The following is a 26642-nucleotide window of genomic DNA, read 5'->3' as shown; positions in this document are numbered from 1 at the left end:
GGTGTTGTAAGTTTTGTTGGCCGTAAAATATTCAAGCGTAATTGAAAACTCTTAATTTTAAAGAGGAGCTTCAATTACGCTTGAAGCAATAAATAGTTGTTATTTACTTATTATAGAATCTAAAAACAGCTTATATATGAAGATTGAAGATATTATAAATCAAATAAATTTTAGAAGTAACCCAAAGTCGGCTTTATACTTTGAGCTATTTATTCAGAATTTACTTAAGTTACATTTGGAAAAACAAGGTAAGCAGTTTATTAGTGATTACGTTATTGATGGCAATCGGTTAGATGGTTATTCTAAAAATGGTATAGGAAATTATGAGGGGCCTGTGGCATTTGAAATTAAATATACTCATAGATACAATCCAATGATAATGAGATATACAGTCAGGCAACTGACAGGTATATTAGATTCTGAAAAAATAAAGCATATGATATTAATTTATCCTGCTGATTCTGATAAGATGAGATACTTTCTCAGAAATGAAAATCCAAAATTGATTTTATGGGGAATTACGGAAATAAATGGATTGATTGATGCGAATAAAGAAGAAGCTGAATATATTGCTAATAGCTTATTTAAGTTAGAAATAAAGAAGGAACTCAACAGAAGGGATAATGATTGGAAGAAATCACGAGAAGAACTGTTGACATCCGTAAAAAAGGCATATAAAAAAGGAAATATCTCGCTGTTATTGGGTGCAGGTGTATCATGTAGTGCAGGGCTTCCTAACTGGAAGACTTTGTTAAACTCTCTATACACTAATTTTGTTAATAAGATTTTTAATGACGATACTGTAGATGATGATACTATTAAAGCTATCACGAATAAATTTATAGAAATAAACAATAATTCGACATTGGCTATTGCTCGTTATCTAAAAGCAGGATTGTCGCAAAAAGACGATGATATAATGTTTATATCTGCTGTAAAGGATGCTTTATATAGTTCGCAAAGAACTTCATCTCCATTAATAGAGTCCATTACGAATTTGTGTATTCCTAAAAGAAGTGGGGCTAAAGTAAAATCTATAATTACTTATAATTTTGATGATTTAATAGAAGAATCTCTCAGCAAAGTAAAACTTGAATATAAGACGATATATAGAGATGAAGAACAGCATGATTCTGATGAATTGCCAATATATCATGTACATGGTTTTATTCCTGGTAGAGAGAGTTTTGATAGAGAAGCTTCTTTGGTCTTTTCAGAAGAGGCGTACCATAAGGTTTATTCTGAGCCATATCATTGGTCTAATCTTGTTCAATTAGCGACATTGCGTGAGAATAATTGCTTAATGATTGGATTATCATTAAGTGATCCTAATCTACGGCGTTTGCTGGAAATTGCGGCCCAAAAGCAATCGAAGAATTGTAGGCATTACGCTTTTATTCAAAGACTGAGTAATGATAGTTTGATAGACGATTCAAGCTGCGTGAAGATAAATGAGGCATCAGTAAATAAAATATTGCAGACACATCATATCATTCAGGAAAAAATGATGGAAAGTTTAGGAACAAGAGTTATATGGTTTGAGGATTATAGTGAAATTCCTGTCTTATTAGATGAGATACGAAAATAGGTATCTTTGTTGTGCAAATAATGATCACCTTGAATATCCATAATAAAATATATACATCAACAATATGAAACAATATGAAGCTGTCATAGAAACTTTAGATAAGTTGGGTGGAGTCGCAACTTTAGGCGAATTGAACAGAGAAGTTTTTAAAATAACCGACTGTGAATGGAAAACAAAAACACCATTTGCCAGTATCCGCCGCATTGTGCAAAAAACTAAAGGTATTTACAAAATAAAGCCCGGACTATATGGACTTGAGAAATACAGAAAACAGATAGAAGATAGGGGGATTATAGTTGAAACCGAGAAGAATAAAGATTCGAATGATGTCATAATGTTCAACCATACTTACTATCAAGGTATTTTATTAATAATAGGTAAATACCATAACATGCAGACTTTCGTACCCAAACAAGATAAAAACAAGAAATTCTACGATGGGCGTAAGCTACATGAACTTTCTACTCTTTCGGAACAGCCGCCTTATTCCTATCCTCAAATGACAAAGCGCAGTGCCACTATTGATACGATATGGTTCAACGGACGTAATATGCCTCATTCATTTTTTGAGATAGAACATTCTACTGACATCCAGAATTCTTTACTGAAGTTCAACGACCTGCAAGATTTCTATGTAAGAATGGCTATTGTCGCTGATATAAAACGTAAGCCTGAATTTGAAGCTAAGATGCAGTTTCATGCATTCGATCATTTACGGTTGAACAAACGCGTGGCGTTTTTAAGTTATGATGCGCTTATTAAGCAGTATGAAATGGAACAGGAAAAACAATCATTTGAATTTATCCTTTAGACTTGTAGCTACTTATACTGTTAGCCTATATACTTAATCAGAGTGAGGCTATTCAGCAATACTGCTTTTGAATGGATTTTTGAAAAAGTCAACAAAAGATTATAGTAAGCAAATCAAGATTGCTAAACAAATATTGGAGAATTTTGAATTATGAGAAAGTTAGATGAAAATAAGTTAGCAAAATTGCATACGGCAGGTGAGTTGTTAGATAGGAAATATGGAGAAATAGGGACGGAATTCCGAACCTCTTTTCATGAAAAATCAATTGCATGGTATTATGGCGAGATATTGCGTGATCGTCGTAAGGAGTTAAAGATAACTCAGTAGGAGTTGGCAGAGAAAGTTGGTACGGCACGAAGTTATATTGCCCGTGTGGAAAAAGGAGAAACTGATATTCAAATTTCAAGTTTTTTCCGTATAGCTCGTGCTTTGGGCATTGAATTTACTCCTACATTTTTATAGATTTTTCTTATTTGTACCATGTAGCTGCTATACCTATATATTACGGACACAGCGTATCGCATAATTATTTTGTGGAAAAATATTCCAATCAACATAACTTATTTCTCCTTGTTGATAAGCAGGATTTAGAATTATAAATACCGTACCGGGAGTAGACCAGAAAAGTCCTCGTAATCCGCTTTCTGTATATGGAGAGTTCTGTTGTGGAACGTAGCCGCTATAAGGAAGAAACAGGGTATTACCGAATTTATAACCTGTGATTCCATTTAGAGTAGCGCCTACTATATATTTGGAACTGACTAGCTGATGCACTTCGGTTAATGTAGGCAATCTCCATTTGCCCGCTGTATTGATAACTTTCCTACATGGGTCATTAGCTTCAGTCCATGGAGTAGTGGGAGTTGTAATATCCGGATATGGGTTGAGGGTGTTACATATAAAGAAAGCGCCGCTTTCTGCTCGAGCTTCATATTTTTCTGTGCTGCTGTAAAAAAGATACTGGTTGCTACTTTTGTATAAGTTTCCATTAGCCCACAATGCTCCCCCTATAATATACCCTTCTGTCGTAGTGAACGACACATTACTATAATATGTATTATTGGCGGTCAGTGTAAGCCCCGATAGCGTAACGCTTTTATTACTAAACGCTTTCCCGCCAATCGTAAGATTCAGTTTCACCGTTACGCTGGCGGAAGTTTGCGGTAATAGATAGATATAGCCGCTATATGCACTCATTGCGTTGGGGTTGTCCCAAGTGAGATTTATGCTACCGGTCGTTGCCTGTGTGGTGAATGTGCCATTTGTAAAAGTATAGGTCGCGTTATGCTTAGGCAATGTCACTGTACCCGCACATGCCGTCACTGTTCCCATTCTTCCGGACTGAGCTATCGCTTGCACCCTGTATCGTGCGCAGTGATGCTTGAATACAATGCCGCTCAACGTATATCTACTTCCTATGTTATTGATAACGACACCGGGCTTTACATACGTCATAAAGTTTTGCCCGTTTGTGGCGGGGACACTTGCGGAGCTATTGGTAAAGGCGGCTATCGCATTGGAATTCCCGTACGAATAGAAGATGAATGTGTAAGTTCCTACCGGGACAACCAGGCTTTTGACGGTTTGCACGGTACTTCCCGATAACTTGTAATCCCCGTATCCCGCGTAGTTCGATGTGGAAATCCCCGCAGCGGTTGCCGACTTGTAGGCTACCACCCGAAAAACGATGTTATCATCCATATTCGCCCAGCGGGTAGTCGCTTCTCCCTCGGCCGTTTCCGTCGCGCCGTTGTCGTGCAGTGTACTAATCTCCATATCCAAACCGTCTTTTCCCTTTACCTCGATAGCCTTTTCCCTTCCGCTTCGTGTACCGGTAATTTCTTCCGTACTCCAGCCGTTCGTCTGTGGCGCTTCCACTTCAATCAGTATGCCGTCGGAAAAAACGTTTTCCGTTTCTTCCTCTTTTCCGCATCCCGCTGCCAACAGGATAGCCGTTATATAGAATATGCCTCTTATTTTCAGTCCCATATCGTCCTAAGATAAAATAATCCTTTCAAGGTAAAGTTATCGTTCCCGAACTGGCAGCCGTCTCTCTGCCCCATGCCTCTGCCGATACGCTTGCGGCTATCACCAATGCTTTGTTTCCCGTAAGCGCATCCGCTTCCGTGGCATACCCCGCATTGCTCACGGTTTTAATATTCACTATATAGCGGCAGTTCCTTTTTATCGGTATATAATTCCCATTGGCGGTAAGGTCTACCCTGTAATAGTTCGTGCTTCCCGCATAAGTCCCGCCCACGACAAGACATACATTATTATCCTTGTTGCTCCCTTGCGGCGTTTCCGCTACATAGATAGTCCGTATCAAAGATTTACCATCCGTACAGGTATAAGTCAGCGCGCCGTTTGTTCCGGCATCCGGGGGGATGGATACGTTTGCGACCACATTACCGGTGATGGTTCCCCCGTTCACGGGAGCTGCATACCCCTTGTTCTTGGTGCGGTATATACTGGCGCTTGTCAGGGTGAATCCGTTTACTCCCGCTGCCGTTTCTCCGCTGAGTGCACAACCCACATCTATACGAGCCAGGGCACGGAGCAGCGTGATTGTTCCCAGAGATGTGGCAGAGGAGATTACCTGTGCCGCCGCCGTCTCTCCCCACATGGGGAAACGCGTGTAGTTCGTCGTGCCCGTTGCGTTCCACTTTCCGCCGGCACCGAACGTAATCATTTTCAGCGCATCGTTTTTAGAGGTGTTCTCCGGTATGACGGGCAGTTTCTTTCCCGCATTGGCTATGACGACGAGCCGGTACTTCTCTCCGGCGCGGCTCTGCTTCAAGGTTACCGTATACTTTCCGCCTTGCAGCAGCACTTGCGGCGCTTCGTAACTGAAAGTTTCCGTTGTACCGGCGGCTTTGAATACCAGTACTTTCAGTTGGGCGATGTCTATCGCATTCTCTTCAACGGACGTAATGGCGCGGGTGGCGGCATCCCGTTCCGTTTCCGGTAGTGAAAGGCGGAGCGTGAGCATCACTTCATCATCATCGGCCGGCATGTCGGGCTGTCCGGTGTCGCAAGCCGATAAGGCGATGATAGCGGCCATGGCGGTTATGATATATAATGTAGCGGCTTTGCTTCTATGTTCCAATATACCTGTCATACTCTTGTCTCTTTACATTTCCGTCTCCTGTTCCACTTCTCCCCAGGGCAGCACTGTCACAAACGTCCTCACTTCGGCATATCTGAAATCTATTTCAATATCCGTCTGCTTTCCGGCTGCTGCGCATAAGGGCTGCTGTTGCTCGTCGTGTGTAACGGTGCATAGCTTCTCCTGTCCCCTGTATATCTCCACTTCTATACATTCTCCCTCTTCCGTAGGAAAGATGCGGAAGGGCGGGGTATAAGCATTCCCTTGTCCGTCCGTGAGGGTCAGTGGTTTGTAGCCCGAATCCTCTCCGCTCACTTTTCCCATGAAGTTCATTTCGCTGCCCGTTCCCTTCACGATAAAGGTATAGCCTTCGCCTTTGTCGGCATACCGTTCGGTCAGATAACGCGCGCGTATACTCAGCCCTGCCGCCAGTCTTTCCATGACCAGCGTGATGCTTTCTTCCCGTATGCCTCTTGTTGCGGTGTTGCTCAACTCCTTACGGCAGTAAAAGAGGTCGGTAACGGGCAGATGGTTTCCCTCGGCATACTGTTTCAGCTTCAGCCGCGCTTCCTCAATCGGAGTGCCCGGTTTGATTTCGGCGGTTATCAGCGTATCTTCCTTGACGTTTCCCCATGCCACCAGCGTGAGCCTGTCGTCCTTGTAGTGCCCGAAGAGGTAATCCGACGATACTCCCGCAGGAATCATGCGCACAAATCCGTTCTCGCCGAACAGATACACTTCCGACTTTTCCAGCACTTCGCTTTCGGTAAGGTCGTTGCCTTCGGCATCCACTACCCGTACGTTTACTTCATACTGCATGCAGGCGCTTGTATCTTCCCGTACGCATGATGCGTACAGGAAGGCAAGTCCGGCATACAGTACCGTAAGTATGGATGGGTGAAGATGCTTCATGGCTGTATTGTACTCTCGGCTACTATTCAAATGTTACGTCTTGGGTAATGTTCAACGCCCAGTCTGCGACGCTCACCGTCAGTTCCAGCGAAGTAGGGGTTATCTCTCCGTCGGGGTCTTCGGTTCCTATGCTCTTAATCGTGGCTTTTATGGCATAGGTGGTGTTGCGGGCGATGGTGGAAGTCCCTGTACCCGAAGTTCCGGTAATAGTTGTTCCTGTCTGTTTTTTGTTGATGACGACGGGATAGTAAATGGTAGTTCCCGCGTCACTCGCGTTTTTCTTGAAAGTACCTTCCAGTACCAATGCCGTACGGGTACTCTCTTCGTTGGGGAAGATATAGAACCAATAGTCGGTTTTATGTTCCGTCTTTACGTTGACGGCCGGGGTTACCGCCGTTGCCAGATAGGAGGCCGTTCCGCTGGAGCCGTTGTGGTTGCCGGTCAGATAGGCGGGCGTTCCCATTTTCGTTTGGCTGTAATTTCCTGTGGCGGGTACCGCTTCTTTCACGGCGTTCCGTACAAAGACATTCTTCAGCTCATAAGACGCTGCGGAGTATTGCCCGTTGGGGTCGAAAGCGGTTTTGATACTGCTCACCGATACCCTTGCCACAAGACGGCTCAACGCTGCCGTCATACCTTTGTTTTCACCTGCGCCGAGCGTGAAAGTCGCGCTTTTGCCGCTGTTCTTCACATCCCCGCTCATGGGCAGGCAGTCTTTGGTCTGGGCGTCGGATAGGGCGATGGTTTTCTTCAGAAAGTCGGTCTTGTTCAGCACACCCGCAAAATAGTCGTTCGTGGGAGCATTGGCTACCACCATACCCGTGCAGTCTTTGGCCGGCGTACAGTTGATGGTTGTGGCGGCGGTTGTGTTTTGGGTCACGGTTTGGATGGCGTTCACCGATTCGTCACTGTTGAAGATGGCGACGGTGAAACGTTTCACGGTGTTTTCCTCGGTCTGCGTGGGCAATGCACTGCCTGTCGCTTTGGTGTTTGTTCCGTTTCCCGTCAGATGCAGTTCCAGTTTCGCTATGTTCTCCTGCGGTCGGGGTTCTGTCATTCCGTTGTCGTCACCGCCGCATCCGGCGAGTGTAAGGGTGGCGGCTGCCAGCGCCGTCCATAAGTAATTGTTCGTTTTCATATATGCCTGTTTTAATGATTAATATTCGGCTTCTCTTCTCAGGGTTTTCAATGCTTCGCCCGCCTGCTCTATTCCGGCTGCCGCCGCCATGGTAAGATACACTTCCGCCTTGTCGCGGTTTCCTTCCTGCAGGCAGAGTATGCCCATGTTGTTGTATGCCATGGGCAGGGTGGCGAATCTTTCCAGATAGCGGCGGGCCTTGGCTGTTTCGCCTTTGGTGAGGGCTACCGCCGCGGCGTTGATGTTCGCTTCGGGGCTGTCGGGAAACAGGCGGGCTGCCAGGTCGAGCACATCGTTGTACTCCCTGGACCCTTGCGGATAGCTGCTTGCCACTGTAAAGAACTCGTTCAGGTGCAGCGCTTTCCGTTCGCCCGTACGAAACAGCCTCAGGCTTTCCGCCGCATCCGGCGGCCTGCGGGTGTACTCTATTTTGTAGTCCACTCTCATTACTTCGGGGAATATCCTTTCCGCCAGATATTTGTAAGGCTTACCGTCGGCAAGGTTCATCAGCATGCGTTCGCGCCCCTTGTCTATGTCTACATTGTTTATCAGGTCGAGGGTGGCTTCACGGAACATCATGTCGCTTTGCTTTATCAGTGCGGCGATGGAATCCCAATCCTCGGAAATCCAACGGACTTCCAGCGGAGTGCTTGCCGCCAGGCGGTTTTCGCGCAGATACCCTTTCAGGCTCAGCGCACGTACCGGCGCGTTCATCTCGTTCTTTTTCAGATTTCCTATGGGAGCCCCATAACCGGTTATCTCCACTTTGGAAAGCTCCGTTCCGCTTTCCCGCCGGATGTCCTGCAAGGCATTGCGCAGGCGATGATATATCTCGAAGTCCTGCTTCTCTTCGGACAGGTCGCCCAACGGTTTCTCACCTTTCTCCCGGCTGTCCCGGCCGAAGTAGGGGATGGAGCCTGTTATCGTGCAGAGCGTATCCTTGTCCGGTGCGGGTTCGATGAAATTCACCCAAGACAGGTATTTTCTGTCCGTACCCGTGTCCCAGGCGGAAGCGCGTGCTTTGGGCAGGCTCAGCTTGTCGGCTATCTTGTCTTCATAGACGTTTCCTTGCTTCCCGTGGCAGGCGCACTCCTGCGACCGTATCAGGAGCAAGGCGTTCTTCATCCACTCCTGATAGGGCACTGCCACCCGGTAGTGGAACGAACGCGACACCTTGGCGTCATTTCTTATTACTACCGCAGGTATGGGGGCGGGATGCTTGCTGTCGGCAAATTTCTGTCCCCGTCGGTATACTTTCTGCTTCTCCGTGCCGTTAATCAGCACTGCGGGCAGGCCTTGTTCGTTTTCCCCGCTGATGAGTACGGGTGTCAGAGTCAGCGATTCGTCCGAGGGCATTTTCAGCCCCTCGAAGTCAACGGACAATTCTATGTTCAGATGTCCGTCCGCAAGCGAGAACCGTTGTCCGGTAACGAACATTTCCCCCCGGTAGAATTCCTGTGCGCAGCCGGTGTTGCAACAGAGCGTCAGCGCTGCCAAAGCCAGAGGAATACGGATTAAGTTTTTCATACTTTCAATTTGCTATGTAATTATTCTTGTTACTATTTTATCATATACACCAGCGATACGGCCGCTTTTGTGGGAGCTATGAAGCTCTTGCGCCCGCTTCCCGTCTTTTCTCCGCAGTGCAGGCAGCGGTAACGTTCGTATGCGGTGTGCAGAAATCCTATGCCGAGGCTTGTTTCCAGTCCCCAGCGCGGAGAGAGGATAAAGTGGTAGCCGTACGAGAAGCCCGCGCCCATGACGTTTCCTTCGTATCTGTCGGAGCGCACTCCCTTGAAGAGCCCCAAAGGCAGTTTCATCTTTCCCGCATTGTACACTCCGTACGTCAGGTTCACCCCGAAGAAATGCCCGCCATAGGGCTGGCACATCCAATAACGCAATTCCGGCTGTACAAACCAGTGCTTCCAGCGTTTGTTCTCTCCTGCCGGGAAAGGGTTGTAATGAAATCCGGTTTCCAGCGTAAACCGTTCGGACAGCCTTACTTCCACGCCGAGGTTGGGAGAGGAGAGCATGCCTGTAAGCAAATCGCTTTTCACGGCAATGTTTTGCCCTTCCGTCTTGCAGGCGGGGAGCAATAGCAGCACTGCCAGGAGCACCGAGGCCGATATGTAGCTTTTCCTTCTCAACTGTTTTCTCTCCGGCTATAAGTCCGACATGTTTGTTGCTTGCGGGTATGTTCCGCTCACCGGGTGTACTGCTCCGGGGTTCTGCGCAGTCGTTCCGTATTGAATGTAGGATTTTTTATAAGATTGCATTTCCATCGGATTATTGTCACCTTTTGGAATGATAAGTCCGGTGGCGGTGAGTCGCGGCAGTAGGGAGCGCCTCGCTTCTTCGGCGGGTATATGCTGTTCCGGACAGCTATCATAGCTGCCTGCATGGATGTGGTTAAGCTGCGCGATGGCGGCTTGTGTTCGAGGTGTTATCATGTACTGTTTTGTTTGTTTGATTGTTGATATTTGTCCGTTACTTTGTAGGTAACGGAAAACGGTTTTGCGGCTCCTCACAGAAGCGTCTGTCGCATGTATGGCCGGGTTGTATAATCAGCGGGGTTATATAACAGGTGTTTCCCGCTTTCCGTCCGGAAAGGCGGTAAGAGGATTTGTTGCCGTATGGTTCGGGGTTGGTTTGTTTCTGTTTGTTCGCGAGTCGGGCTTTTGCTCCGTTTGTGATAAGATTTTATCTTTTTTGCTTTGTTTTTCAAGTTTTATGGTTACTTTTGCAGTGAAGATACTCTCCGTTACCTACAAAGTAATTCCTTTGTAATATCCTGTATTATAGATATATATCGAAAGTCCAAATCTCCCGGCATTAGCACATCGTGCATCTTTTTACGTAAGCGATTATTTTCTTATTGGTTTTATCCAGCACTTCGTTTTCAAATGGTTTCAGATAGGTTTCCGTCACCTTTACCGATGAATGTCCCAGCGCATTGCTGATGATTCCCACAGCGACTTTCGTGTGAAAAGCCGTTGTCGCCCATGTATGGCGCGCGGTGTAGGACGATAATTTTTCGCTTAGTCCGAGGGCGGATGCCAGCAGCTTCAGTTTCCGGTTGAAGTTTCTTAATACCCGTTGGTAATGTTGATATTCGTTACGGCTTCCCAATGGAGAATACCGGTTTTCGTCCCATAGGATATTGAGCAGATAAGGGGAGTTTGTACGGTGGTCGGCGCATTGCCGGAGAAGTTCGGCGGCTTCGGCGGTGACCTGCACGCTCACCTGTCGTCCGGTTTTCTGCCGGCGGTAGGAAATCACTCCATTCCTGAAGTCGCATTTGCGTAGCCGGGCAAGGTCGGCAAAAGGCATTCCCCGTAACAGGAAAAGCAGGGCGAACCATATTTGCGTTTCCCTCAGCTCCTGCTGCAAGGACGGGGAAATGGTAAGCGCATGCCCCATATCGGCAGGCGGCAGGGCGCGTTTCACGTCGGTGCGGGTTCCGGTATATACGCGGGCAAACAGTCCGGGCACATAGTTGGCCATTCCCGCCGCCAATGCCCGGTTGTAAAGGGCACGCAGCATCCGCAGGTACGTGGATAAGGTGTTCAGTTTGAGCATCCGCTCCTGTAAATGCCTTTCAAACTCTTGTATCGTGGCGGCCACGAACACTTTTTTCATCCGTATCTCTTCTTGCGGATGCTTGGTTTTCCAGTAACGTTGGAAAGCGCGCAAAGCGCTGCGATACACATGAGCGGTTCCGAACCGCTCCCTGTCTTCCAGTTCTTGTACGACCGAAAGCGTAAAGGATGTTAAATCTTTCATAATGCGTTGTTTTTATATATTTACACTCCTTGCGTGCGCAATTAACGCGCGCAATATAATATACTCGTTTTCCTGAAAATAAATTACGCGTAAAAAAACAGCCTGTTCGCAGGTAATCAATTGGTAATGTTATGTTTGGCTTTTTTGTATACCTTTGCAGCCGTTTTTTAAAAAAATAAACATAATATGAAACACCCTGATTATGACTGGATGCTGTTCGGATGTCATCCGATATCCGACATCGCTATGGCTTATTGTCCTTGTGAACACGCCACTTCGTCCACACGCGCTTTCCGCAGACTGTTGAGACTTTATCCGAAACTTTACGCCGAACTTTGCAAGAACGGCTACACGGAACATTTCACCATCCTGACCCCTCTGCATATAGCTGCCGTGATTCGCGAATTGGGAATGCCGTGCGAAGCGTTCTTCGAAAAGCAGAAACGCGCTTCCAGAGAAAACCCCTGATATATTTTAATATATCAATTCTTTCCTTTATTTCTTATGTGTCCGGAAAATGTCCGGCCGGCTGTCCGTCAAAGATAATAAGCCTTTGGCGGACAGCCCGTATGAATGAGCGCCGGAGCGTCCGGAAAGATGTTCATACCGAAAACGACCTGAAATAGCTATTTTCCACCGAAACCTGCTATTATTTACCGAAGCTTACCGGAAGTGCATACCGGGCTTGCAGAGCCGGGAATTGTCCTCTACCTTTGCGGAGTAATTTAAAACGATGAAATGTTAGAATCCACCAAACAGGGGTATCTCATGGTTCCCCGACAACTAATCCATGAGATTATATGCGAGTGTCCGGAAGCTGCCGGAGAGCAGGAAGCTTTTCTGCGTGTGTTGCTCTATGCCAATTACAAGGAGAGCGTTTATCGCCGCAACGGGGCAGAGTATGTGTGCGCACGTGGCGAAAGTCTGTTCAGCTATATGCAGTGGACCGAAATTTTCGGTTGGAGACGTAGCCGTACCATGCGTTTCTTCAAAAAGATGTTCGATTGCAAACGGTTGGTGCATCTGGACGACGGCCATTCCACCCATATCCGCATCCCCGATTATGACGCCTGGATACCCCGCGCGCCGAAAAAGGAAGCGGCGTCCGCCACACCGCCCGACAACGGTTTCAATGATTTCTGGGAGCAGTACCACGAGATTACCCGCAAGGACAAAGTGAATCCCGCCAAAGCGCGCAAAAGCTGGAACAGGCTCTCCGCCAACGAACGTACCGCCGCCGTAGAAAACATCGAAAACTATTACGGCCATCTCAACAGCACCTTGTTCTGTCTGCAAGCCGTGAATTATCTCTCCAACAAGGCTTTCTTGAATGAATACGAATATTAGCGGCCGGCGGCCGACGATGACAACCGTAATGCAATGAGTGAAATACTGAACCCGCAGGATGCGGAACTTGAAGAAGTTATACTTGGCGCCTGCCTCATAGAGCGTGAGGCCATGCCGATGGTGGCCGACCGGCTACGTCCGGAAATGTTCTACTTTGAGAAGAATGCGCTTATTTATGCCGCCTTGCAGGCGATGTACCGGGATGGCAGGCAGATAGATATCATCACCGTGAAGAACGAGCTTGGCGCCCGCGGCAAGCTGGATGCCGCGGGCGGGCCGTATGAACTGGTCCGTATCAGCGGCAGGGTGGTGTCGTCGGTGCATTTGGAGTATCATGTGCGGATTTTGCATGAGAAGCACTTGCGGCGTGAAATGATACTCGGCTTCCATAAATTGCTGGCCCTTGCCGCCGATGAAACCACGGATATTGCCGACACGCTGGTGGATGCCCACAACCTGCTGGACCGTTTTGAGGGAGAATGCGGCACTATCGACCATTTGCGCGATATGGATACCTTGATGGATGATACGCTGCAACAAGTGGATGCCCGTCAGGTTTCCGGCATAAACGGCATCACAGGTATCCCCACCGGTCTGGCCGACCTCGACCGCCTGACTTCGGGCTGGCAGCGGGGTGACTTGAATGTCATTGCCGCCCGTCCCGCCGTAGGCAAGACGGCCTTCGCCCTGCATCTGGCGCGTGCGGCCGCCACCGCAGGACATCATGTGGCGGTGTACAGCCTCGAAATGCAGGGTGAGCGCCTGGGCGACCGCTGGCTGGTGGCCGCCTCACCGGATGTCAATGCCCGCCACCTGCGCGGCGGACAGCTCACCGCCGACGAGGTGGAGCAGGTGAGGAGAGCCGCTACGGGCTTGCGTGTACTGCCTATCCACGTGGACGACCATCCGGTGACGAGCATGGACAGGGTGCGCTCTTCGGCGCGTATGCTGCAAAGCAAAGGCAAGTGCGACATGATTATTCTGGATTATCTGCAACTCTGCGACATGAAGTCCGACCAGAAGAACCGCAACCGCGAACAAGAAGTGGCGCAGACCACCCGCAAGGCGAAACTCATGGCAAAAGAACTGAATGTGCCCGTTCTGCTCCTGAGCCAGTTGAACCGGGGAAGCGACGGACGGCCTTTCAGCCGTCCTATCTTGAGCGACCTGCGTGAAAGCGGGGCTATCGAGCAGGACGCGGACATGGTGATGCTGCTTTACCGCCCTGCGCTGTCGGGTATCAAGACAGAACCGGTAAGCAAGTATCCTACGGAGTGTTTGGGAGTGGTGATGGTGGCGAAGCACCGCAACGGTGAGACAGGGGATGTGTACTTTGCGCATAACCCCAGCATGACGAAACTTGGCGAATATGTTCCGCCTACGGAATGGCTGATGAGAAACGCGAAATAACAATCCGATTATAATGTATTCATTACTTATATAGGAGAATATGAAAAAACAGACGGTGCAAACAGGGTAAACGCATGGTCTGCAACGATGAAACAGACGGTCTGTACGGAGCAAACAGACCGTCTGTTTTTTTACCTGATTTTCAGAGAAAAAAGTGAACGAATTATAGAAAATAAATGGCTGGATACTTGACTTCGCCTCGTAGATTTCGTATCTTTGTTATATGCTTAAAGAAAGGGAAAATCATTGATTAAGGCGCCTGTTTACTCTTCCTTTTTACATGGAATTTTGATATGTATTTTTTTTAACCTAAACTTTATTTTTTATGGATGTACTTGTAGAGCGCTTTCTGCGCCGGAAGGATGTGACGAATCCTGATTCTCAGAAACTGTATTATCTTCGTCAGAAACCCAAAACCTGCGGCACGGTGGATATCGATGTCCTTGCCGCCAGTATTCAGAAAAATTGCGCCATGACGAAAGGCGATGTGAAGCACGTAATCGAAGCCCTTGTGGAAGAAATTCAGACAAATCTTGCCAACGGCGACAAGGTGAAACTGAATCAGCTCGGTACGCTTCACATGACGTTCCGCTGTCCGGGTGTGGAGAAGTCGGAAGATTGTACGGTCAGGAATATTTCCAAAGTGAATATCCGCTTCGTGCCCGACAAGGGTCTCAAGCTGGTGAATGGCAGTACGGCCGTCACCCGTAGTCCGGCCAATGTGGCTTTCTCGCTGGATAAACCTGCTGACGGCAGCTCGGGCGGCGGTAACGGCGGCGGCAACAGCGGCGAAGAGGAGAACCCTCTTGGATAGCCTTTCCGTCCTGATTTCCCGACTGAACAATAACTTTATGTATTCATCTTTTAAATCCTAAACTCTTATGTCAACAAAATCAACCTGGTGGGACAAGCTCCTTAAAATCGTAATCGCAGTGGCATCAGCCGTTCTCGGCGCATTGGGCGCGCACGCAATGCCCATGTAGCCAAGTCATAACTCATAACTTATAACTCATAACTCCAAATGAGATTCATCAACCTCATCGTTGTCCACTGTTCCGCCACCCGCTGCGACCGCAGCTATACGGAACACGACCTGACAACAGACCACCTGCGCCGGGGCTTCTCCGGCGCAGGTTATCATTTTTACATCCGTAAGAACGGTGATATAAAGACGCTCCGGCCTTTGGAACGTCCCGGTGCGCATGCCAGAGGCTGCAACGCCCACAGTGTCGGCATCTGCTACGAGGGCGGGCTGAACGAGCGGGGACGGCCTGCCGATACCCGTACCGATTTCCAGAAACACTCACTGAGGGTACTCGTTATGTTATTGCTGCGCGATTATCCCGGCAGCCGCCTTTGCGGGCATCGCGACCTCAGTCCCGACCTGAACGGCAACGGTGAGATAGAACCTGAAGAATGGGTAAAAGTGTGTCCTTGCTTTGATGCTGCATCCATTCTGCAAGAGCCGTCGCCCCCCAATCCGGCTTCATTGTAATCCGATTGTTGTATTTGAAAAGTTATGTTACGCTTTTTTTACTAAAAAATGTTATTGGGGTGAACAATATTCGTGTGTTCTTGTTACATTTGTAATCATTTCAATTTACTTAATAAATACAATTATGATAACAGAAAAATTACAGAATGCAATTAACGAGCAGATTACGGCTGAGATGTGGTCATCCAACCTTTATTTGGCAATGTCTTTCTTTATGGATAAGGAAGGTTATTGCGGTATGGCTTCCTGGTTGAAAAAGCAGGCGCACGAAGAGCACGAACATGCTTGCGAACTGGCATCGTACATCATCAAGCGCGGCGGTAAGGCTAAATTAGATAAGATTGACGTTGTTCCCAACGATTTCGGTACTCCGCTGGAAGTATTCGAACAGGTTTACGAACACGAATGCCGCGTATCAAAGATGATTGACGCCCTCGTTGACGTAGCTGCCGCTGAAAAAGATAAAGCTTCTCAAGACTTCTTGTGGGGATTCGTTCGCGAACAGGTGGAAGAAGAAGCTACTGCCGCGGGTATCGTAGATATGGTAAAGAAAGCCGGTGCTGCCGGAGTGTTCTTTGTTGATGCGAAGCTGGGCGAAAGAAGATAAGTATACTGATTATCCCTAATGGGATTTTTTTGGAAGATACGCAGAAAATATAGAGTTTTTTGCGTATCTTTGTTTTTAGAGATAATCAGATACTCTGCTTTGCAGTATTAAAGAATATGAACTTTGAACAATTAAATTTCACGATGTTTTGCGTGGGCAATGTAGCGGATGCATTGAAAATGAGCGCAGGAAACGTGTATCGGCTGTTGAGAGACTCCGGTATTTTAATGGAGTATATTGTGCCGGGGTATGACGTGCTGCATACATTCGGTAAAGATTATCTGGTGGAAGACATTGTATCGTATATGAAAGAGAAAGGAGTTTTGCAATGATATTGTATCATGCTTCGCCGTATATTATAGAGAGACCGGATGTGAGCCGTTCGCGTGACTTTCTGGATTTTGGGAAGGGCTTCTATCTTACTGCAATACGTGAGCAGGCTGAAAAATATGCGATGCGTTTTCTCCGCAGAGGGCAAAAAGCTTATATTAATGAGTATGTATTAGATGAAGATTTGTCTGAATACAATGTTATGACATTCGACAGATATGACGAAGCCTGGTTGGAGTATGTAGGTGCATGTCGTAAAGGTAACGGTGGGGTGATATATGACATTGTATCCGGCGGTATAGCGGATGATAAAGTTTTCAACACGATTGATTTGTATTTTGCCGGTGAGATGAGTAAAGAAGATGCTTTAGGAAGACTGGCTTTTGAATATCCCAATCATCAAATCTGTATACTGAATCAGAATGTAATTCTACATCATCTGAAATTTAAGAAAGCTACTGAAATAACAATTGGAGCAAGCAAAAATGATAGCAAATAAAACTATTCTACAAATGAAATACGCCCGCATTGTCAGGTTGTTTGCAGAACGGGTACATTTGTCTTATGAGGATGCCTTGGGCTTTTTTTATGATTCGGAAACCTATGGTTTAATAAATGACGGAGTGGCTGATATGCACTGTCTGAGTGATGAATATCTGGCAGAAGAATTAGTACTTGAATATGATAAAAAAGCGATAGAGTAATCTGTTTTTTACCATTTTACCACTCTATCGCTTTTTTTATATTATTTCAGTACTCCCAATTCCTTTCCTACCTTTATAAACGCTTCGATGCATTTATCCAGATGCTCCTTATTGTGTCCGGCGGAGATTTGTACGCGGATGCGTGCCTGGTCTTTCGGTACAACGGGATAGTAGAAACCGGTTACATAGATACCTTCTTCCTGCATGCGTGCCGCATAAATCTGAGACAGTTTGGCGTCATACAGCATTACGGCGCAAATGGCGCTTTGGGTAGGCTTGATGTCGAAACCGGCGGCAGTCATCTTGTCGCGGAAGTAATTTACGTTCTCTACCAACTTGTCGTGCAGGGCGTTGCTCTCTTTCAGCATCTTGAACACTTCGAGGCTCGCGCCGATGATGCCCGGAGCCAGGGAGTTGGAGAACAGGTACGGGCGGCTGCGCTGACGCAATAAGTCGATAATCTCTTTGCGGCCTGTGGTGAAACCACCCAAAGCGCCGCCGAAGGCTTTGCCTAACGTACCGGTGTAGATGTCCACACGCCCGTACGTGCCATACAGCTCGCTCACGCCATGACCCGTAGCGCCTACCACGCCGGCGGAGTGAGATTCGTCCACCATTACCAGCGCGTCGTATTTTTCGGCAAGGTCGCATATCTTGTCCATGGGAGCCACGTTGCCGTCCATGGAGAACACACCGTCCGTCACGATGATACGGAAACGTTGCGCCTGAGCCTCTTGCAGGCATTTTTCAAGCTCCGCCATGTCGGCATTGGCATAGCGGTAACGCTTGGCTTTGCACAGGCGCACGCCGTCGATAATGGAAGCGTGGTTCAAGGAGTCGGAGATGATGGCGTCCTCTTCGGTGAAGAGAGGCTCGAACACACCGCCGTTGGCGTCAAAGCAGGCGGCGTACAGAATGGTGTCTTCCGTCTTGAAGTAATCGGAAATGGCGGCTTCCAGTTCTTTGTGAATGTCCTGCGTTCCGCAGATGAAACGTACGGACGACATGCCGTAACCGCGGCGTTCCATTATGTTTCGGGCGGCGGCTATCAGGCGGGGATGATTGGATAATCCCAGGTAATTGTTGGCGCAGAAGTTCAGTACTTCCTTGCCTTTCACGGTGATAGCGGCTTGTTGCGCACTCTCAATCAGGCGTTCCTCTTTGTAGAGTCCGGCTTCTTTTATTTCAGCAAGAGTTTTGCTGAGATGGTCTTTCATTTTACCATACATAGCGTTCTATTTTAATAAGTGATACATCGTTATTTGAAGCTCTACAAAGGACATCATTTTTATTGGAATAAACAATATCTTTTTGATAGAAAAATGAAAAAAAAGTGCGTATATTTGCGCCTCGGTAATGAAAGAATACCTTATAAATAAGTTGTATGAAAAATATTTTGGTAATCGGAGCCACAGGACAGATTGGCTCGGAGTTGACATTAGAGTTGCGCAAGCGCTATGGTGATGACCATGTTGTAGCCGGATATATTCCGAGCGCTATGCCGCAGGGTGAATTAAAAGCCTCGGGTCCCTCGGCCATAGCCGATGTGACAGACCGCCAGTCCATTGAAGTTGTGGCGCGACAATTCAAGATCGATACAATTTATAATCTGGCAGCCTTGCTGTCGGTAGTTGCCGAAAGCCGTCCGGCCATGGCATGGAAAATAGGTATAGACGGGTTGTGGAACGTGCTGGAAGTGGCGCGTGAGTATGGTTGCGCCGTATTTACGCCGAGCTCCATCGGTTCGTTCGGAGAAAACACTCCCCACGTAAAGACGCCGCAAGACACTATTCAGCGCCCGCGCACCATGTACGGCGTAACAAAAGTGACGACAGAATTGTTAAGCGATTATTATTATACGAAATACGGGGTGGATACCCGTGCGGTACGCTTCCCCGGCATCATCTCCAACGTGACGCCCCCGGGTGGCGGTACGACGGATTATGCGGTAGACATCTTCTACTCGGCCGTGAAAGGCGAGAAGTTCGTATGTCCCGTAAAGGCGGGTACATTTATGGACATGATGTATATGCCCGATGCCATCAATGCGGCTATCTCGCTGATGGAAGCCGCTCCGGCGCGCCTGAAACACCGGAATGCGTTCAACATCGCTTCCATGAGCTTCGACCCGGAAATGATTTACGCCGCTATCAAGAAGCATGTGCCCGACTTTGAAATGACCTACGAGGTAGACCCTTTGAAGCAGGCCATCGCCGACAGTTGGCCCGACTCTCTGGACGACTCCTGCGCCCGCGAGGAATGGGACTGGATGCCGCAATTCGACCTGGAGTCCATGACTGTGGATATGCTTGAAAAATTAAGAGCGAAATTAAATAAATGACCGTAGAGGGTCAGTAAAGAATGAAACGATTACTAACGGGATTTTTTATACTCGTCTTTCTGTTCTCATGCGGGAACAGGAAGACGCAAATGGATCCCTTTGCTACCATTACCGAAATGGTGGATTCGGCCGGTCATAAGGCCGATACGCTGCAACAGGCGGAAGTGAAGGAAGAACCTAAGCCGTTGGAAGCGGACGAACTGTTTGATGATTTTATCTTCAACTATGCCTCGGACGAAGCTTTGCAGCGGGAGAGGACGGTGTTTCCTTTGCCTTATTACAACCGGGATACCCCTTCAAAAATAGAAGAGCGTTTCTGGAAGCACGACTACCTGTTTACGAAGCAGAACTATTACACGTTGCTTTTCGACCGTGAGAGCGACATGGATATGGTGGGCGACACCGCATTGAAATCCGTACAGGTGGAATGGATTTACCTGAAAACGCGCATGGTGAAGAAATATTACTTTGAACGCAAGGAAGGCATGTGGATGCTTGAAGCCATAAATCTGCGCCATATCGAGGAAGGTGAAGGTGAGAATTTTGTGGATTTCTATACCCGTTTTGTGACGGACAGCCTGTACCAGAGCAAGCATATCGCCGACCCGTTGCAGTTTGTCACCATCGACCCCGACGATGAGTTTGCCATATTGGAGACCACCCTCGATGTGAACCAGTGGTATGCTTTCCGTCCGCCGCTGCCCGTAGACAAGTTGTCCAACATCAACTACGGACAGAAGAACGAGGACAATTCGAATACGAAAATTCTGAAAGTGAACGGCATCGGCAACGGATATTCCAACGTTTTCTATTTCCGGAGACGGGGCGGCGAGTGGAAAATGTATAAATACGAAGATACGAGCATTTGAGATTTATGAGAATACCCAATACATTCGGATTCGATGTGAAAGCCGCCGTGTATGCGGAATATCACTCGGTAGAGGAACTGGAGAAATGGATAGCCGAAGGGCGCGTCACTTCTCCTTTTTTGCATATAGGATGCGGCAGTAACCTGTTGTTTGTGAAAGATTATGACGGCATGGTGCTGCACTCGCGCATCGGCGGAGTGGAAGTGACCGCGGAAGATGATGAGCGGGTGCGGGTGCGTGTGGGCGCGGGCGTGATATGGGACGATTTCGCGGCTTACTGCGTAGAGCGGGGCTGGTATGGCGCGGAGAACCTGTCGCTGATACCCGGTGAGGTGGGTGCGGGCGCCGTACAGAATATCGGCGCTTACGGCGTAGAGGTGAAAGACATCATCGCGTCTGTGGAGACGATAAACATTCGCGGCGAGAAGCGTGTTTACCAAAAAGACGAATGTGAGTACGCTTACCGGAAAAGCCTTTTCAAAAAGCCTGAAATGAAGTCGGTCTTTGTGACTTACGTGAATTTCGTACTGAGCAAGAAGGAGCGTTACACACTGGATTACGGTACGATTCGTCAGGAACTTGCCAAGTATCCGTCGGTGAATTTAGCTGTTTTGCGCCGTGTGATTATAGCTATCCGCGAAAGCAAGCTGCCCGACCCGAAAGTGCTGGGCAATGCCGGAAGTTTCTTTATGAACCCCATCGTGCCCCGTGCGCAATTTGAAGCGTTGCTGGACAGATATCCCGCCATGCCCCATTACGAGGTGGACGCCGAGCGGGTGAAGATTCCCGCCGGGTGGATGATAGACCGGTGCGGCTGGAAAGGCAAGGCTTTAGGACCTGCCGCCGTACACGACAAGCAGGCTCTGGTGCTTGTGAATCTGGGCGGTGCGACCGGAAAAGACGTGGTTGCCCTGTCGGATGCCGTCAGAGCTTCTGTAAAGGAGAAGTTCGGGGTGGAGATTCATCCGGAAGTAAACTTTATAGAGTGATTAACCGCCATTTACTTATTACTGTTATGAAACTGACCATATTAGGAAGCGGAACATCTACCGGAGTGCCGGAAATAGGTTGCACGTGCCCTGTCTGCACCTCTGCCGATTTGCGGGATAACCGCTTGCGCGCGTCGGCTCTGCTGCATACGGACGACGCGACGATATTGATAGACTGCGGCCCCGACTTCAGGACGCAGATGTTGCGCGCTGCCGTTTACGAGCGGATAGACGGCGTACTGATAACCCACGAGCATTACGACCATGTGGGCGGATTGGACGATTTGCGTCCTTTCTGCCGTTTTTCGGAGATACCTATCTATTCGGATGCTTACACAGCCGCTCATCTGAGGGTGCGGATGCCTTACTGCTTTGTGGATAAGAAGTATCCGGGCGTACCGCGCATCTATTTGCGGGAAGTGGAAGCGGGCAAGCCTTTCTCTGTACGGGGAACGGAAATACTGCCGGTGGCCGTGATGCACGGGCGTTTACCCATTCTGGGCTACCGTATCGGCGGACGTTTGGGATATGTAACGGATATGCTTACGATGCCGGACGCCTCGTATGAACAATTGCAGGGGCTGGACGTTTTGGTAATAAACGCTTTGCGGCCGCAACCGCATCCTACGCATCAGAGCATATCGGAAGCGTTGGCGGCTGCGGAACGTATTGGCGCGAAGGAAACTTATTTCATCCACATGAGCCATCACGCAGGACTGCATGCCGAAATAGACAGCCAACTGCCGCCCCATGTGCATTTTGCTTATGACGGGATGGAAATAGATTTCTAAACTTTTTAAAACATTTGTTTTGTTTTATTAGTAGAAATGTTTATTTTTGCCAACAGTTGATGAATAAATGCCATGAAGCTTCGAGTACTTATACGAATAGCCGTTATTGTGTCCATAGTGCTGCTATGTACGGGCTTCGGCGCATACTCGTTCCTGCGCATGAACGCGGTGGAAAACCGGCAGGATTTTAATCTCTTTACCTTGGTTCCGCAAGATGCTACGGCTGTACTTGAGACAGACCGCGTGGCGGACTTGATGGAAGACATCAACGGGTTGCATTGCAGTAAGGATGACCACTTCTTATATGTTTCGGAGCTTTTCGCCTACTTGAAAAAGTATCTCAATACGCTGGTAGGCGACACCCCGCACGGGTTGAGCAGGCAGATGAACAAGATGCTTATCAGTTTTCACGAGCCGGATACTCCTTTGAATCAGGTGTTGTATTGCAGCCTGGGGTCGGGAGATTACGAATTGGTGGAATCTTTTGTGCGTAAGTACTGCTCCAGTACTTTCCCCTCTAAATACTTCGATTATAACGGCGAGGAAATACGTATCTATCCCATGGCGGACGGACGTTTCCTTGCGGTCTATTTCACGCCGGATTTTCTGGCGGTCAGCTTTCAGAAGCGTTTGATAGAGCAGGTCATCGATGCCCGCCGTTCCAGGCAATCGCTGATGGATATGCCTTCTTTCCGTACCATGTATGCCGGCAAACGCAATAATGTGGCGGCAACGGTGTACGTGCGCATGAAAGAGGTAGGCATGGGAAAGGATACGGACGGCATCCGTTCGCAGACACGCTTGGGAAGCTGGGCGGAGTTTGATATGAAGTTCAATGAGGAAGCCGTGTATTGTTCCGGTATCAGTCACGGTTCGGATACTACCCGGACGTTTATCAACGCGCTTCGCAGACAGATGCCGATAAAGGGGTTTTCGGGAGAGCGGCTTCCGGCCTCTACTTTCTTTTACGACCAGTGGGCTATTTCGGATTTGGAAGCCATGTTCGGCTTTACTTCGCGGCAGGAATATGCCAAAGCTACTTATTCCGATTATATCAAGAAGCGGGATGAAGAGTGGATGGATTTTATGAAAGAGCATGCGGGAGAGAGCATCATGTCCTGCCTGTTTCAATCCAAAGACACAACCGACCGTCGTCCTTGCGCCGTAATGAGTGTTGCCGTGAAAGATGAAGCGCAGGCGGAACGTTATCTGCAACATCTGCTATATGTTACTCCGAAAGAAGAGGACGCCCCGGCAGTGCCGCGGACCTCTCCCGATTACAGGCAATATCCGCAGGCGAGGAAATACCGGCAGTACATGTTGCCCCGGAATACTATGCTGACGCAACTGACCGGCATTACGGAATCCGCGCTTCACACCTACGCCTGTTTTTATAAGGGAGCCTTGTTGCTGGCGCCCGATGCGCAGAGCCTTTCCGCCTATATAGACGCCGTCGAGAATAAGGATGTGCTGGGCGGAACTTCGGTGTATGAAGAAGGGGTAGGCAGTCTTTCCCCGTATTATAACTTTGCCATGATGGTGGATATGGAAGAGATGATGCTCCAGCCGGAAACTTATGTGCGCCTGATACCGAACTTCTTCTTCCGTCAGGCCAAGTTCTTCCGTCACTTCGTAATCGGCATACAGTTTACTTGTACGGACGGAATAGTGTACCCAAACCTCGTCTTACTGTATAAAGGGGAAATTGGGGAAATTGGGGAAATTGAGAATTGAGAATTAAAAATTGAGAAATAGGGAGAATAGTCGGTTCTTCCGATAAAAAAAAGACCATGTATATGCCCGCAGGTACATACATGGTCTTTCTTATTTCTCAATTTTTAATTCTCAATTCTCAATTTAGAAAGGTAAATCGTCTTTAGCGTCTCCGGACAAGAATTCCGGTGCTGCGGAAGGAGCCGGCGGCGGAACCGGCGCGCCCGGTGCGGCTGCGCTGACGCGTTCTACTTTCCATGCGCGGATACTGTTGAACCAGCGGTCTTGCCACTGACGTGCATCGACATCGAAAGAAACCGTCAGCTCTTCACCCATCTGGATGTTGAACTGTTCTATTTTATCTGCTCCGAATACGTCGAAACACATCTTACGGGGATATTGTCCGTGGTCTTCGATTACGTATTCTTGTGCCTTCCACTCGTTACCTGTTTTGGAAACTCCGCCTCTGGGCTGGAGTATAGCGATAATTTTTCCTGTAAATTCCATTGTTCTCTTTTTAAATGATGCGGCGAAGTTACAATTTTTTAGGAATATGCGACGAATAAACGGCTGTTTTTTCTTACTATTTCTTTGTCGTAGGGAATTCTTTTTTTAACTTTGTCCGTTAGTTAACAAGTTAGCTGAAATTAAAACTTAAATATACAGAATATATGAAATTTATCGTTTCGAGTACTGCGCTCTCCAGCCATTTGCAGGCTATCAGCCGCGTGATTAATTCGAAGAATGCGCTGCCTATTTTGGATTGTTTCCTCTTTGAACTACAAGATGGAACCTTGTCTGTAACCGTTTCCGACAGCGAAACAACGATGGTTACTACAGTCGAAGTGAACGAAAGTGATACCGACGGACGTTTTGCCGTAACCGCCAAAACTCTGTTGGATGCTTTGAAGGAAATTCCCGAACAACCGCTGACATTTGACATCAACACAAATTCTTTGGAGATTACAGTACAGTATCAAAACGGTAAATACAGCCTGATGGGACAGAACGCGGACGAATTCCCGCAATCGGCCATGCTGGGTGACAACGCCGTACGTGTGGAAATGGATGCGCAGGTGTTGCTGGGCGGTATCAACCGCGCGGTATTTGCAACCGCCGATGACGAGCTTCGTCCCGTGATGAACGGTATCTATTTCGATATTACCACCGAAGACATCACCATGGTGGCTTCCGACGGCCATAAGCTGGTACGCTGCAAGACGCTGGCCGCCAAAGGCAATGAACGCGCCGCTTTCATCCTGCCCAAGAAACCCGCCAACCTGATGAAGAACCTGTTGCCGAAAGAACAGGGCATGGTAACCATTGAGTTTGATGAACGTAACGCTGTGGTTACGCTGGAAAGTTATCGCATGGTATGCCGTCTGATTGAAGGACGCTATCCGAACTATAACTCTGTAATTCCGCAGAACAACCCGTATAAGGTAACGGTAGACCGCCAGCAACTGATAGGCGCGTTGCGCCGCGTGTCCATCTTCTCGTCACAGGCCAGCAGCCTTATCAAGCTGCGCATGCAGGAAAACCGGATTGTGATTTCGGCGCAGGACATCGACTTCTCCACTTCGGCGGAAGAAACACAGACCTGCCAGTATACGGGCAATCCGATGAGCATCGGCTTCAAATCTACTTTCCTCATAGATATACTGAATAATATTTCAGCGGATGAAGTGGTTATCGAATTGGCCGATCCTTCACGCGCCGGCGTTATCGTTCCGGTAGAGCAGGAAGAAAACGAAGACCTGCTGATGCTGCTGATGCCGATGATGCTGAATGACTAATGAGATAGTAACCTGTCATTTTTTGTTTAGGCACGGATTACGCGGATTTCACGGTTCAGGTTTATAAAAAAACCGTGTCACTCCGTGTAATCCGTGCCTAAAAGATAAATAAATACGAAACTTCATGAAACTGAATCTTAAAAATCCGATTGTCTTTTTTGATTTGGAGACCACCGGTACAAACATTAACTCAGACCGAATAGTAGAAATCTGTTATCTCAAAGTATATCCCAACGGGAACGAGGAAACCAAAACCATGCGTATCAATCCCGAAATGCATATTCCGGCGGAAGCTTCCGCCGTTCATGGCATTTATGATGAAGATGTAGCGGACTGTCCCACGTTTAAGGAAGTGGCGCGCGGTATCGCCAATGATATTGAAGGCTGCGACCTTGCCGGTTTCAATTCCAACCGTTTCGATATTCCCGTTCTGGCGGAAGAATTCCTGCGTGCGGATGTGGATATCGACATGAGCCGCCGCAAGTTTGTGGATGTGCAGGTTATCTTCCATAAAATGGAACAGCGCACGCTGTCCGCCGCCTATAAGTTCTATTGCGGCAAGAATCTGGAAGACGCCCATACGGCGGAAGCGGACACTCGCGCTACCTATGAGGTGCTGATGTCGCAACTGGACCGCTATCCGGACTTGCAGAACGATGTGACTTTCCTGTCGGATTATTCCAGTTTCAACAAGAATGTGGACTTTGCGGGACGCATGGTTTACGATGATAAAGGTGTGGAAGTGTTTAATTTCGGTAAGTACAAAGGCATGTCGGTAGCCGATGTGCTGAAGCGTGATCCGGGATATTACAGCTGGATACTGAACAGTGATTTTACGCTGAATACCAAAGCCATGCTGACTAAAATCCGCCTGCGTGAGATTACTCAGAAGTGATATTTGTAATTAGT

The 26642-nt window shown here is 48.0% G+C and carries 29 protein-coding genes and 2 pseudogenes; 21 read left to right on the top strand and 10 right to left on the bottom strand.

Annotated features, from left to right (window positions below; all coding sequences use genetic code 11):
• Positions 1 to 136: 136 nt before the first annotated feature.
• The 4 genes and pseudogenes from I2F54_RS13090 to I2F54_RS13080 all read left to right on the top strand — a co-directional run bounded on the left by I2F54_RS13090 (position 137) and on the right by I2F54_RS13080 (position 2861).
• The gene (locus tag I2F54_RS13090) at positions 137 to 1588 is read left to right on the top strand and encodes an SIR2 family protein (RefSeq protein ID WP_148360364.1); all 1452 of its coding nucleotides are present in this window, start codon (positions 137 to 139) and stop codon (positions 1586 to 1588) included.
• A gap of 64 nt (positions 1589 to 1652) precedes the next feature.
• The gene (locus I2F54_RS13085) at positions 1653 to 2399 is read left to right on the top strand and encodes a hypothetical protein (protein ID WP_022219256.1); all 747 of its coding nucleotides are present in this window, start codon (positions 1653 to 1655) and stop codon (positions 2397 to 2399) included.
• A gap of 58 nt (positions 2400 to 2457) precedes the next feature.
• Positions 2458 to 2553, top strand: a pseudogene (locus tag I2F54_RS16220) (type II toxin-antitoxin system RelE/ParE family toxin); the annotation flags it as partial.
• Positions 2550 to 2861: pseudogene (locus I2F54_RS13080) on the top strand (helix-turn-helix domain-containing protein). The pseudogenes I2F54_RS16220 and I2F54_RS13080, both read left to right, overlap by 4 nt.
• A gap of 33 nt (positions 2862 to 2894) precedes the next feature.
• On the opposite strand, the gene I2F54_RS13075 reads toward I2F54_RS13080, so the two are convergent.
• The 8 genes from I2F54_RS13075 to I2F54_RS13040 all read right to left on the bottom strand — a co-directional run bounded on the left by I2F54_RS13075 (position 2895) and on the right by I2F54_RS13040 (position 11341).
• Entirely contained in the window at positions 2895 to 4388 is a 1494-nt protein-coding gene (locus tag I2F54_RS13075; RefSeq protein WP_195501420.1) for a fimbrillin family protein, read from the bottom strand.
• 25 nt (positions 4389 to 4413) lie between these two features.
• A complete protein-coding gene (locus I2F54_RS13070; protein ID WP_195501419.1) occupies positions 4414 to 5520 on the bottom strand; it encodes a FimB/Mfa2 family fimbrial subunit in 1107 nt (368 codons plus the stop codon).
• Between the two features lie 12 nt (positions 5521 to 5532).
• On the bottom strand, positions 5533 to 6420 hold the full coding sequence (locus tag I2F54_RS13065) for a FimB/Mfa2 family fimbrial subunit (RefSeq protein WP_195501418.1): 888 nt from the start codon (positions 6418 to 6420) through the stop codon (positions 5533 to 5535).
• Between the two features lie 22 nt (positions 6421 to 6442).
• On the bottom strand, positions 6443 to 7558 hold the full coding sequence (locus I2F54_RS13060) for a fimbrial protein (RefSeq protein WP_195501417.1): 1116 nt from the start codon (positions 7556 to 7558) through the stop codon (positions 6443 to 6445).
• 18 nt (positions 7559 to 7576) lie between these two features.
• Positions 7577 to 9085, bottom strand: coding sequence for a DUF3868 domain-containing protein (locus I2F54_RS13055; RefSeq protein ID WP_195501416.1), 1509 nt, complete (start codon positions 9083 to 9085; stop codon positions 7577 to 7579).
• Between the two features lie 32 nt (positions 9086 to 9117).
• Positions 9118 to 9675 carry a DUF3575 domain-containing protein gene (locus I2F54_RS13050; RefSeq protein ID WP_195501457.1) on the bottom strand — a complete coding sequence of 186 codons (558 nt, stop codon included), beginning with the start codon at positions 9673 to 9675 and terminating at the stop codon, positions 9118 to 9120.
• Between the two features lie 45 nt (positions 9676 to 9720).
• Positions 9721 to 10008 (bottom strand): hypothetical protein, encoded by a 288-nt coding sequence (locus I2F54_RS13045; protein ID WP_229097189.1) that lies wholly within the window; start codon positions 10006 to 10008, stop codon positions 9721 to 9723.
• Positions 10009 to 10390: 382 nt separating this feature from the next.
• Entirely contained in the window at positions 10391 to 11341 is a 951-nt protein-coding gene (locus I2F54_RS13040; RefSeq protein WP_195501415.1) for a tyrosine-type recombinase/integrase, read from the bottom strand.
• Between the two features lie 186 nt (positions 11342 to 11527).
• Here I2F54_RS13040 and I2F54_RS13035 point away from each other — a divergent pair, with 186 nt between their 5' ends.
• The 10 genes from I2F54_RS13035 to I2F54_RS12990 all read left to right on the top strand — a co-directional run bounded on the left by I2F54_RS13035 (position 11528) and on the right by I2F54_RS12990 (position 17234).
• Positions 11528 to 11809: a DUF4248 domain-containing protein gene (locus I2F54_RS13035; protein WP_022217862.1), complete on the top strand. Its 282-nt coding sequence runs from the start codon at positions 11528 to 11530 to the stop codon at positions 11807 to 11809.
• 270 nt (positions 11810 to 12079) lie between these two features.
• Positions 12080 to 12688: a hypothetical protein gene (locus I2F54_RS13030; protein ID WP_009121620.1), complete on the top strand. Its 609-nt coding sequence runs from the start codon at positions 12080 to 12082 to the stop codon at positions 12686 to 12688.
• A 33-nt stretch (positions 12689 to 12721) separates the two neighbouring features.
• Positions 12722 to 14098 (top strand): replicative DNA helicase, encoded by a 1377-nt coding sequence (gene dnaB / locus I2F54_RS13025; protein ID WP_195501414.1) that lies wholly within the window; start codon positions 12722 to 12724, stop codon positions 14096 to 14098.
• 325 nt (positions 14099 to 14423) lie between these two features.
• Positions 14424 to 14912 (top strand): HU family DNA-binding protein, encoded by a 489-nt coding sequence (locus I2F54_RS13020; RefSeq protein ID WP_009121622.1) that lies wholly within the window; start codon positions 14424 to 14426, stop codon positions 14910 to 14912.
• Between the two features lie 67 nt (positions 14913 to 14979).
• Positions 14980 to 15081: a smalltalk protein gene (locus I2F54_RS13015; RefSeq protein WP_162609559.1), complete on the top strand. Its 102-nt coding sequence runs from the start codon at positions 14980 to 14982 to the stop codon at positions 15079 to 15081.
• Between the two features lie 38 nt (positions 15082 to 15119).
• Entirely contained in the window at positions 15120 to 15593 is a 474-nt protein-coding gene (locus I2F54_RS13010; RefSeq protein ID WP_073212617.1) for an N-acetylmuramoyl-L-alanine amidase, read from the top strand.
• Between the two features lie 124 nt (positions 15594 to 15717).
• On the top strand, positions 15718 to 16200 hold the full coding sequence (locus I2F54_RS13005) for a ferritin (RefSeq protein ID WP_118045735.1): 483 nt from the start codon (positions 15718 to 15720) through the stop codon (positions 16198 to 16200).
• A gap of 116 nt (positions 16201 to 16316) precedes the next feature.
• The gene (locus I2F54_RS13000; protein WP_009121639.1) at positions 16317 to 16532 is read left to right on the top strand and encodes a DUF3791 domain-containing protein; all 216 of its coding nucleotides are present in this window, start codon (positions 16317 to 16319) and stop codon (positions 16530 to 16532) included.
• Complete coding sequence (locus I2F54_RS12995; RefSeq protein ID WP_195501413.1) at positions 16529 to 17029, top strand: DUF3990 domain-containing protein; 501 nt, start codon at positions 16529 to 16531, stop codon at positions 17027 to 17029. Before I2F54_RS13000 ends, I2F54_RS12995 begins: the two co-directional genes overlap by 4 nt.
• A 13-nt stretch (positions 17030 to 17042) precedes the next feature.
• A complete protein-coding gene (locus I2F54_RS12990; RefSeq protein ID WP_338083446.1) occupies positions 17043 to 17234 on the top strand; it encodes a DUF3791 domain-containing protein in 192 nt (63 codons plus the stop codon).
• 41 nt (positions 17235 to 17275) lie between these two features.
• On the opposite strand, the gene kbl is transcribed toward I2F54_RS12990, so the two are convergent.
• Positions 17276 to 18463, bottom strand: a complete 1188-nt coding sequence (gene kbl, locus I2F54_RS12985; RefSeq protein ID WP_009121642.1) for a glycine C-acetyltransferase — start codon at positions 18461 to 18463, stop codon at positions 17276 to 17278.
• A gap of 155 nt (positions 18464 to 18618) precedes the next feature.
• On the opposite strand from kbl, the gene I2F54_RS12980 reads away from it, so the two are divergent.
• The 5 genes from I2F54_RS12980 (at position 18619) to I2F54_RS12960 (ending at position 23958) form a co-directional block, all read left to right on the top strand.
• A complete protein-coding gene (locus tag I2F54_RS12980) occupies positions 18619 to 19575 on the top strand; it encodes an NAD-dependent epimerase/dehydratase family protein (protein ID WP_022218410.1) in 957 nt (318 codons plus the stop codon).
• 20 nt (positions 19576 to 19595) lie between these two features.
• The gene (locus I2F54_RS12975) at positions 19596 to 20444 is read left to right on the top strand and encodes a DUF4348 domain-containing protein (protein ID WP_009121645.1); all 849 of its coding nucleotides are present in this window, start codon (positions 19596 to 19598) and stop codon (positions 20442 to 20444) included.
• A 5-nt stretch (positions 20445 to 20449) separates the two neighbouring features.
• A complete protein-coding gene (murB, locus tag I2F54_RS12970) occupies positions 20450 to 21433 on the top strand; it encodes a UDP-N-acetylmuramate dehydrogenase (RefSeq protein WP_009121646.1) in 984 nt (327 codons plus the stop codon).
• Between the two features lie 26 nt (positions 21434 to 21459).
• Entirely contained in the window at positions 21460 to 22224 is a 765-nt protein-coding gene (locus I2F54_RS12965; protein ID WP_009121647.1) for an MBL fold metallo-hydrolase, read from the top strand.
• Positions 22225 to 22296: 72 nt separating this feature from the next.
• The gene (locus I2F54_RS12960; protein WP_195501411.1) at positions 22297 to 23958 is read left to right on the top strand and encodes a DUF3352 domain-containing protein; all 1662 of its coding nucleotides are present in this window, start codon (positions 22297 to 22299) and stop codon (positions 23956 to 23958) included.
• Positions 23959 to 24081: 123 nt separating this feature from the next.
• Here I2F54_RS12960 and I2F54_RS12955 read toward each other — a convergent pair whose 3' ends face one another.
• Positions 24082 to 24444, bottom strand: coding sequence for a DUF3127 domain-containing protein (locus tag I2F54_RS12955; protein ID WP_195501410.1), 363 nt, complete (start codon positions 24442 to 24444; stop codon positions 24082 to 24084).
• Between the two features lie 164 nt (positions 24445 to 24608).
• Here I2F54_RS12955 and dnaN point away from each other — a divergent pair, with 164 nt between their 5' ends.
• Positions 24609 to 25733, top strand: coding sequence for a DNA polymerase III subunit beta (gene dnaN / locus I2F54_RS12950; RefSeq protein WP_009121650.1), 1125 nt, complete (start codon positions 24609 to 24611; stop codon positions 25731 to 25733).
• 124 nt (positions 25734 to 25857) lie between these two features.
• Positions 25858 to 26628, top strand: a complete 771-nt coding sequence (locus I2F54_RS12945) for a 3'-5' exonuclease (protein ID WP_009121651.1) — start codon at positions 25858 to 25860, stop codon at positions 26626 to 26628.
• Positions 26629 to 26642: the final 14 nt, after the last annotated feature.

The sequence above is a fragment of the Bacteroides clarus genome (assembly GCF_015555825.1).
GTDB classification, from domain to species: Bacteria; Bacteroidota; Bacteroidia; order Bacteroidales; family Bacteroidaceae; genus Bacteroides; species Bacteroides clarus.
The sequence above is the reverse complement of the archived record's forward strand: the minus strand, read 5'-3'. Positions and strand labels throughout refer to the sequence as shown.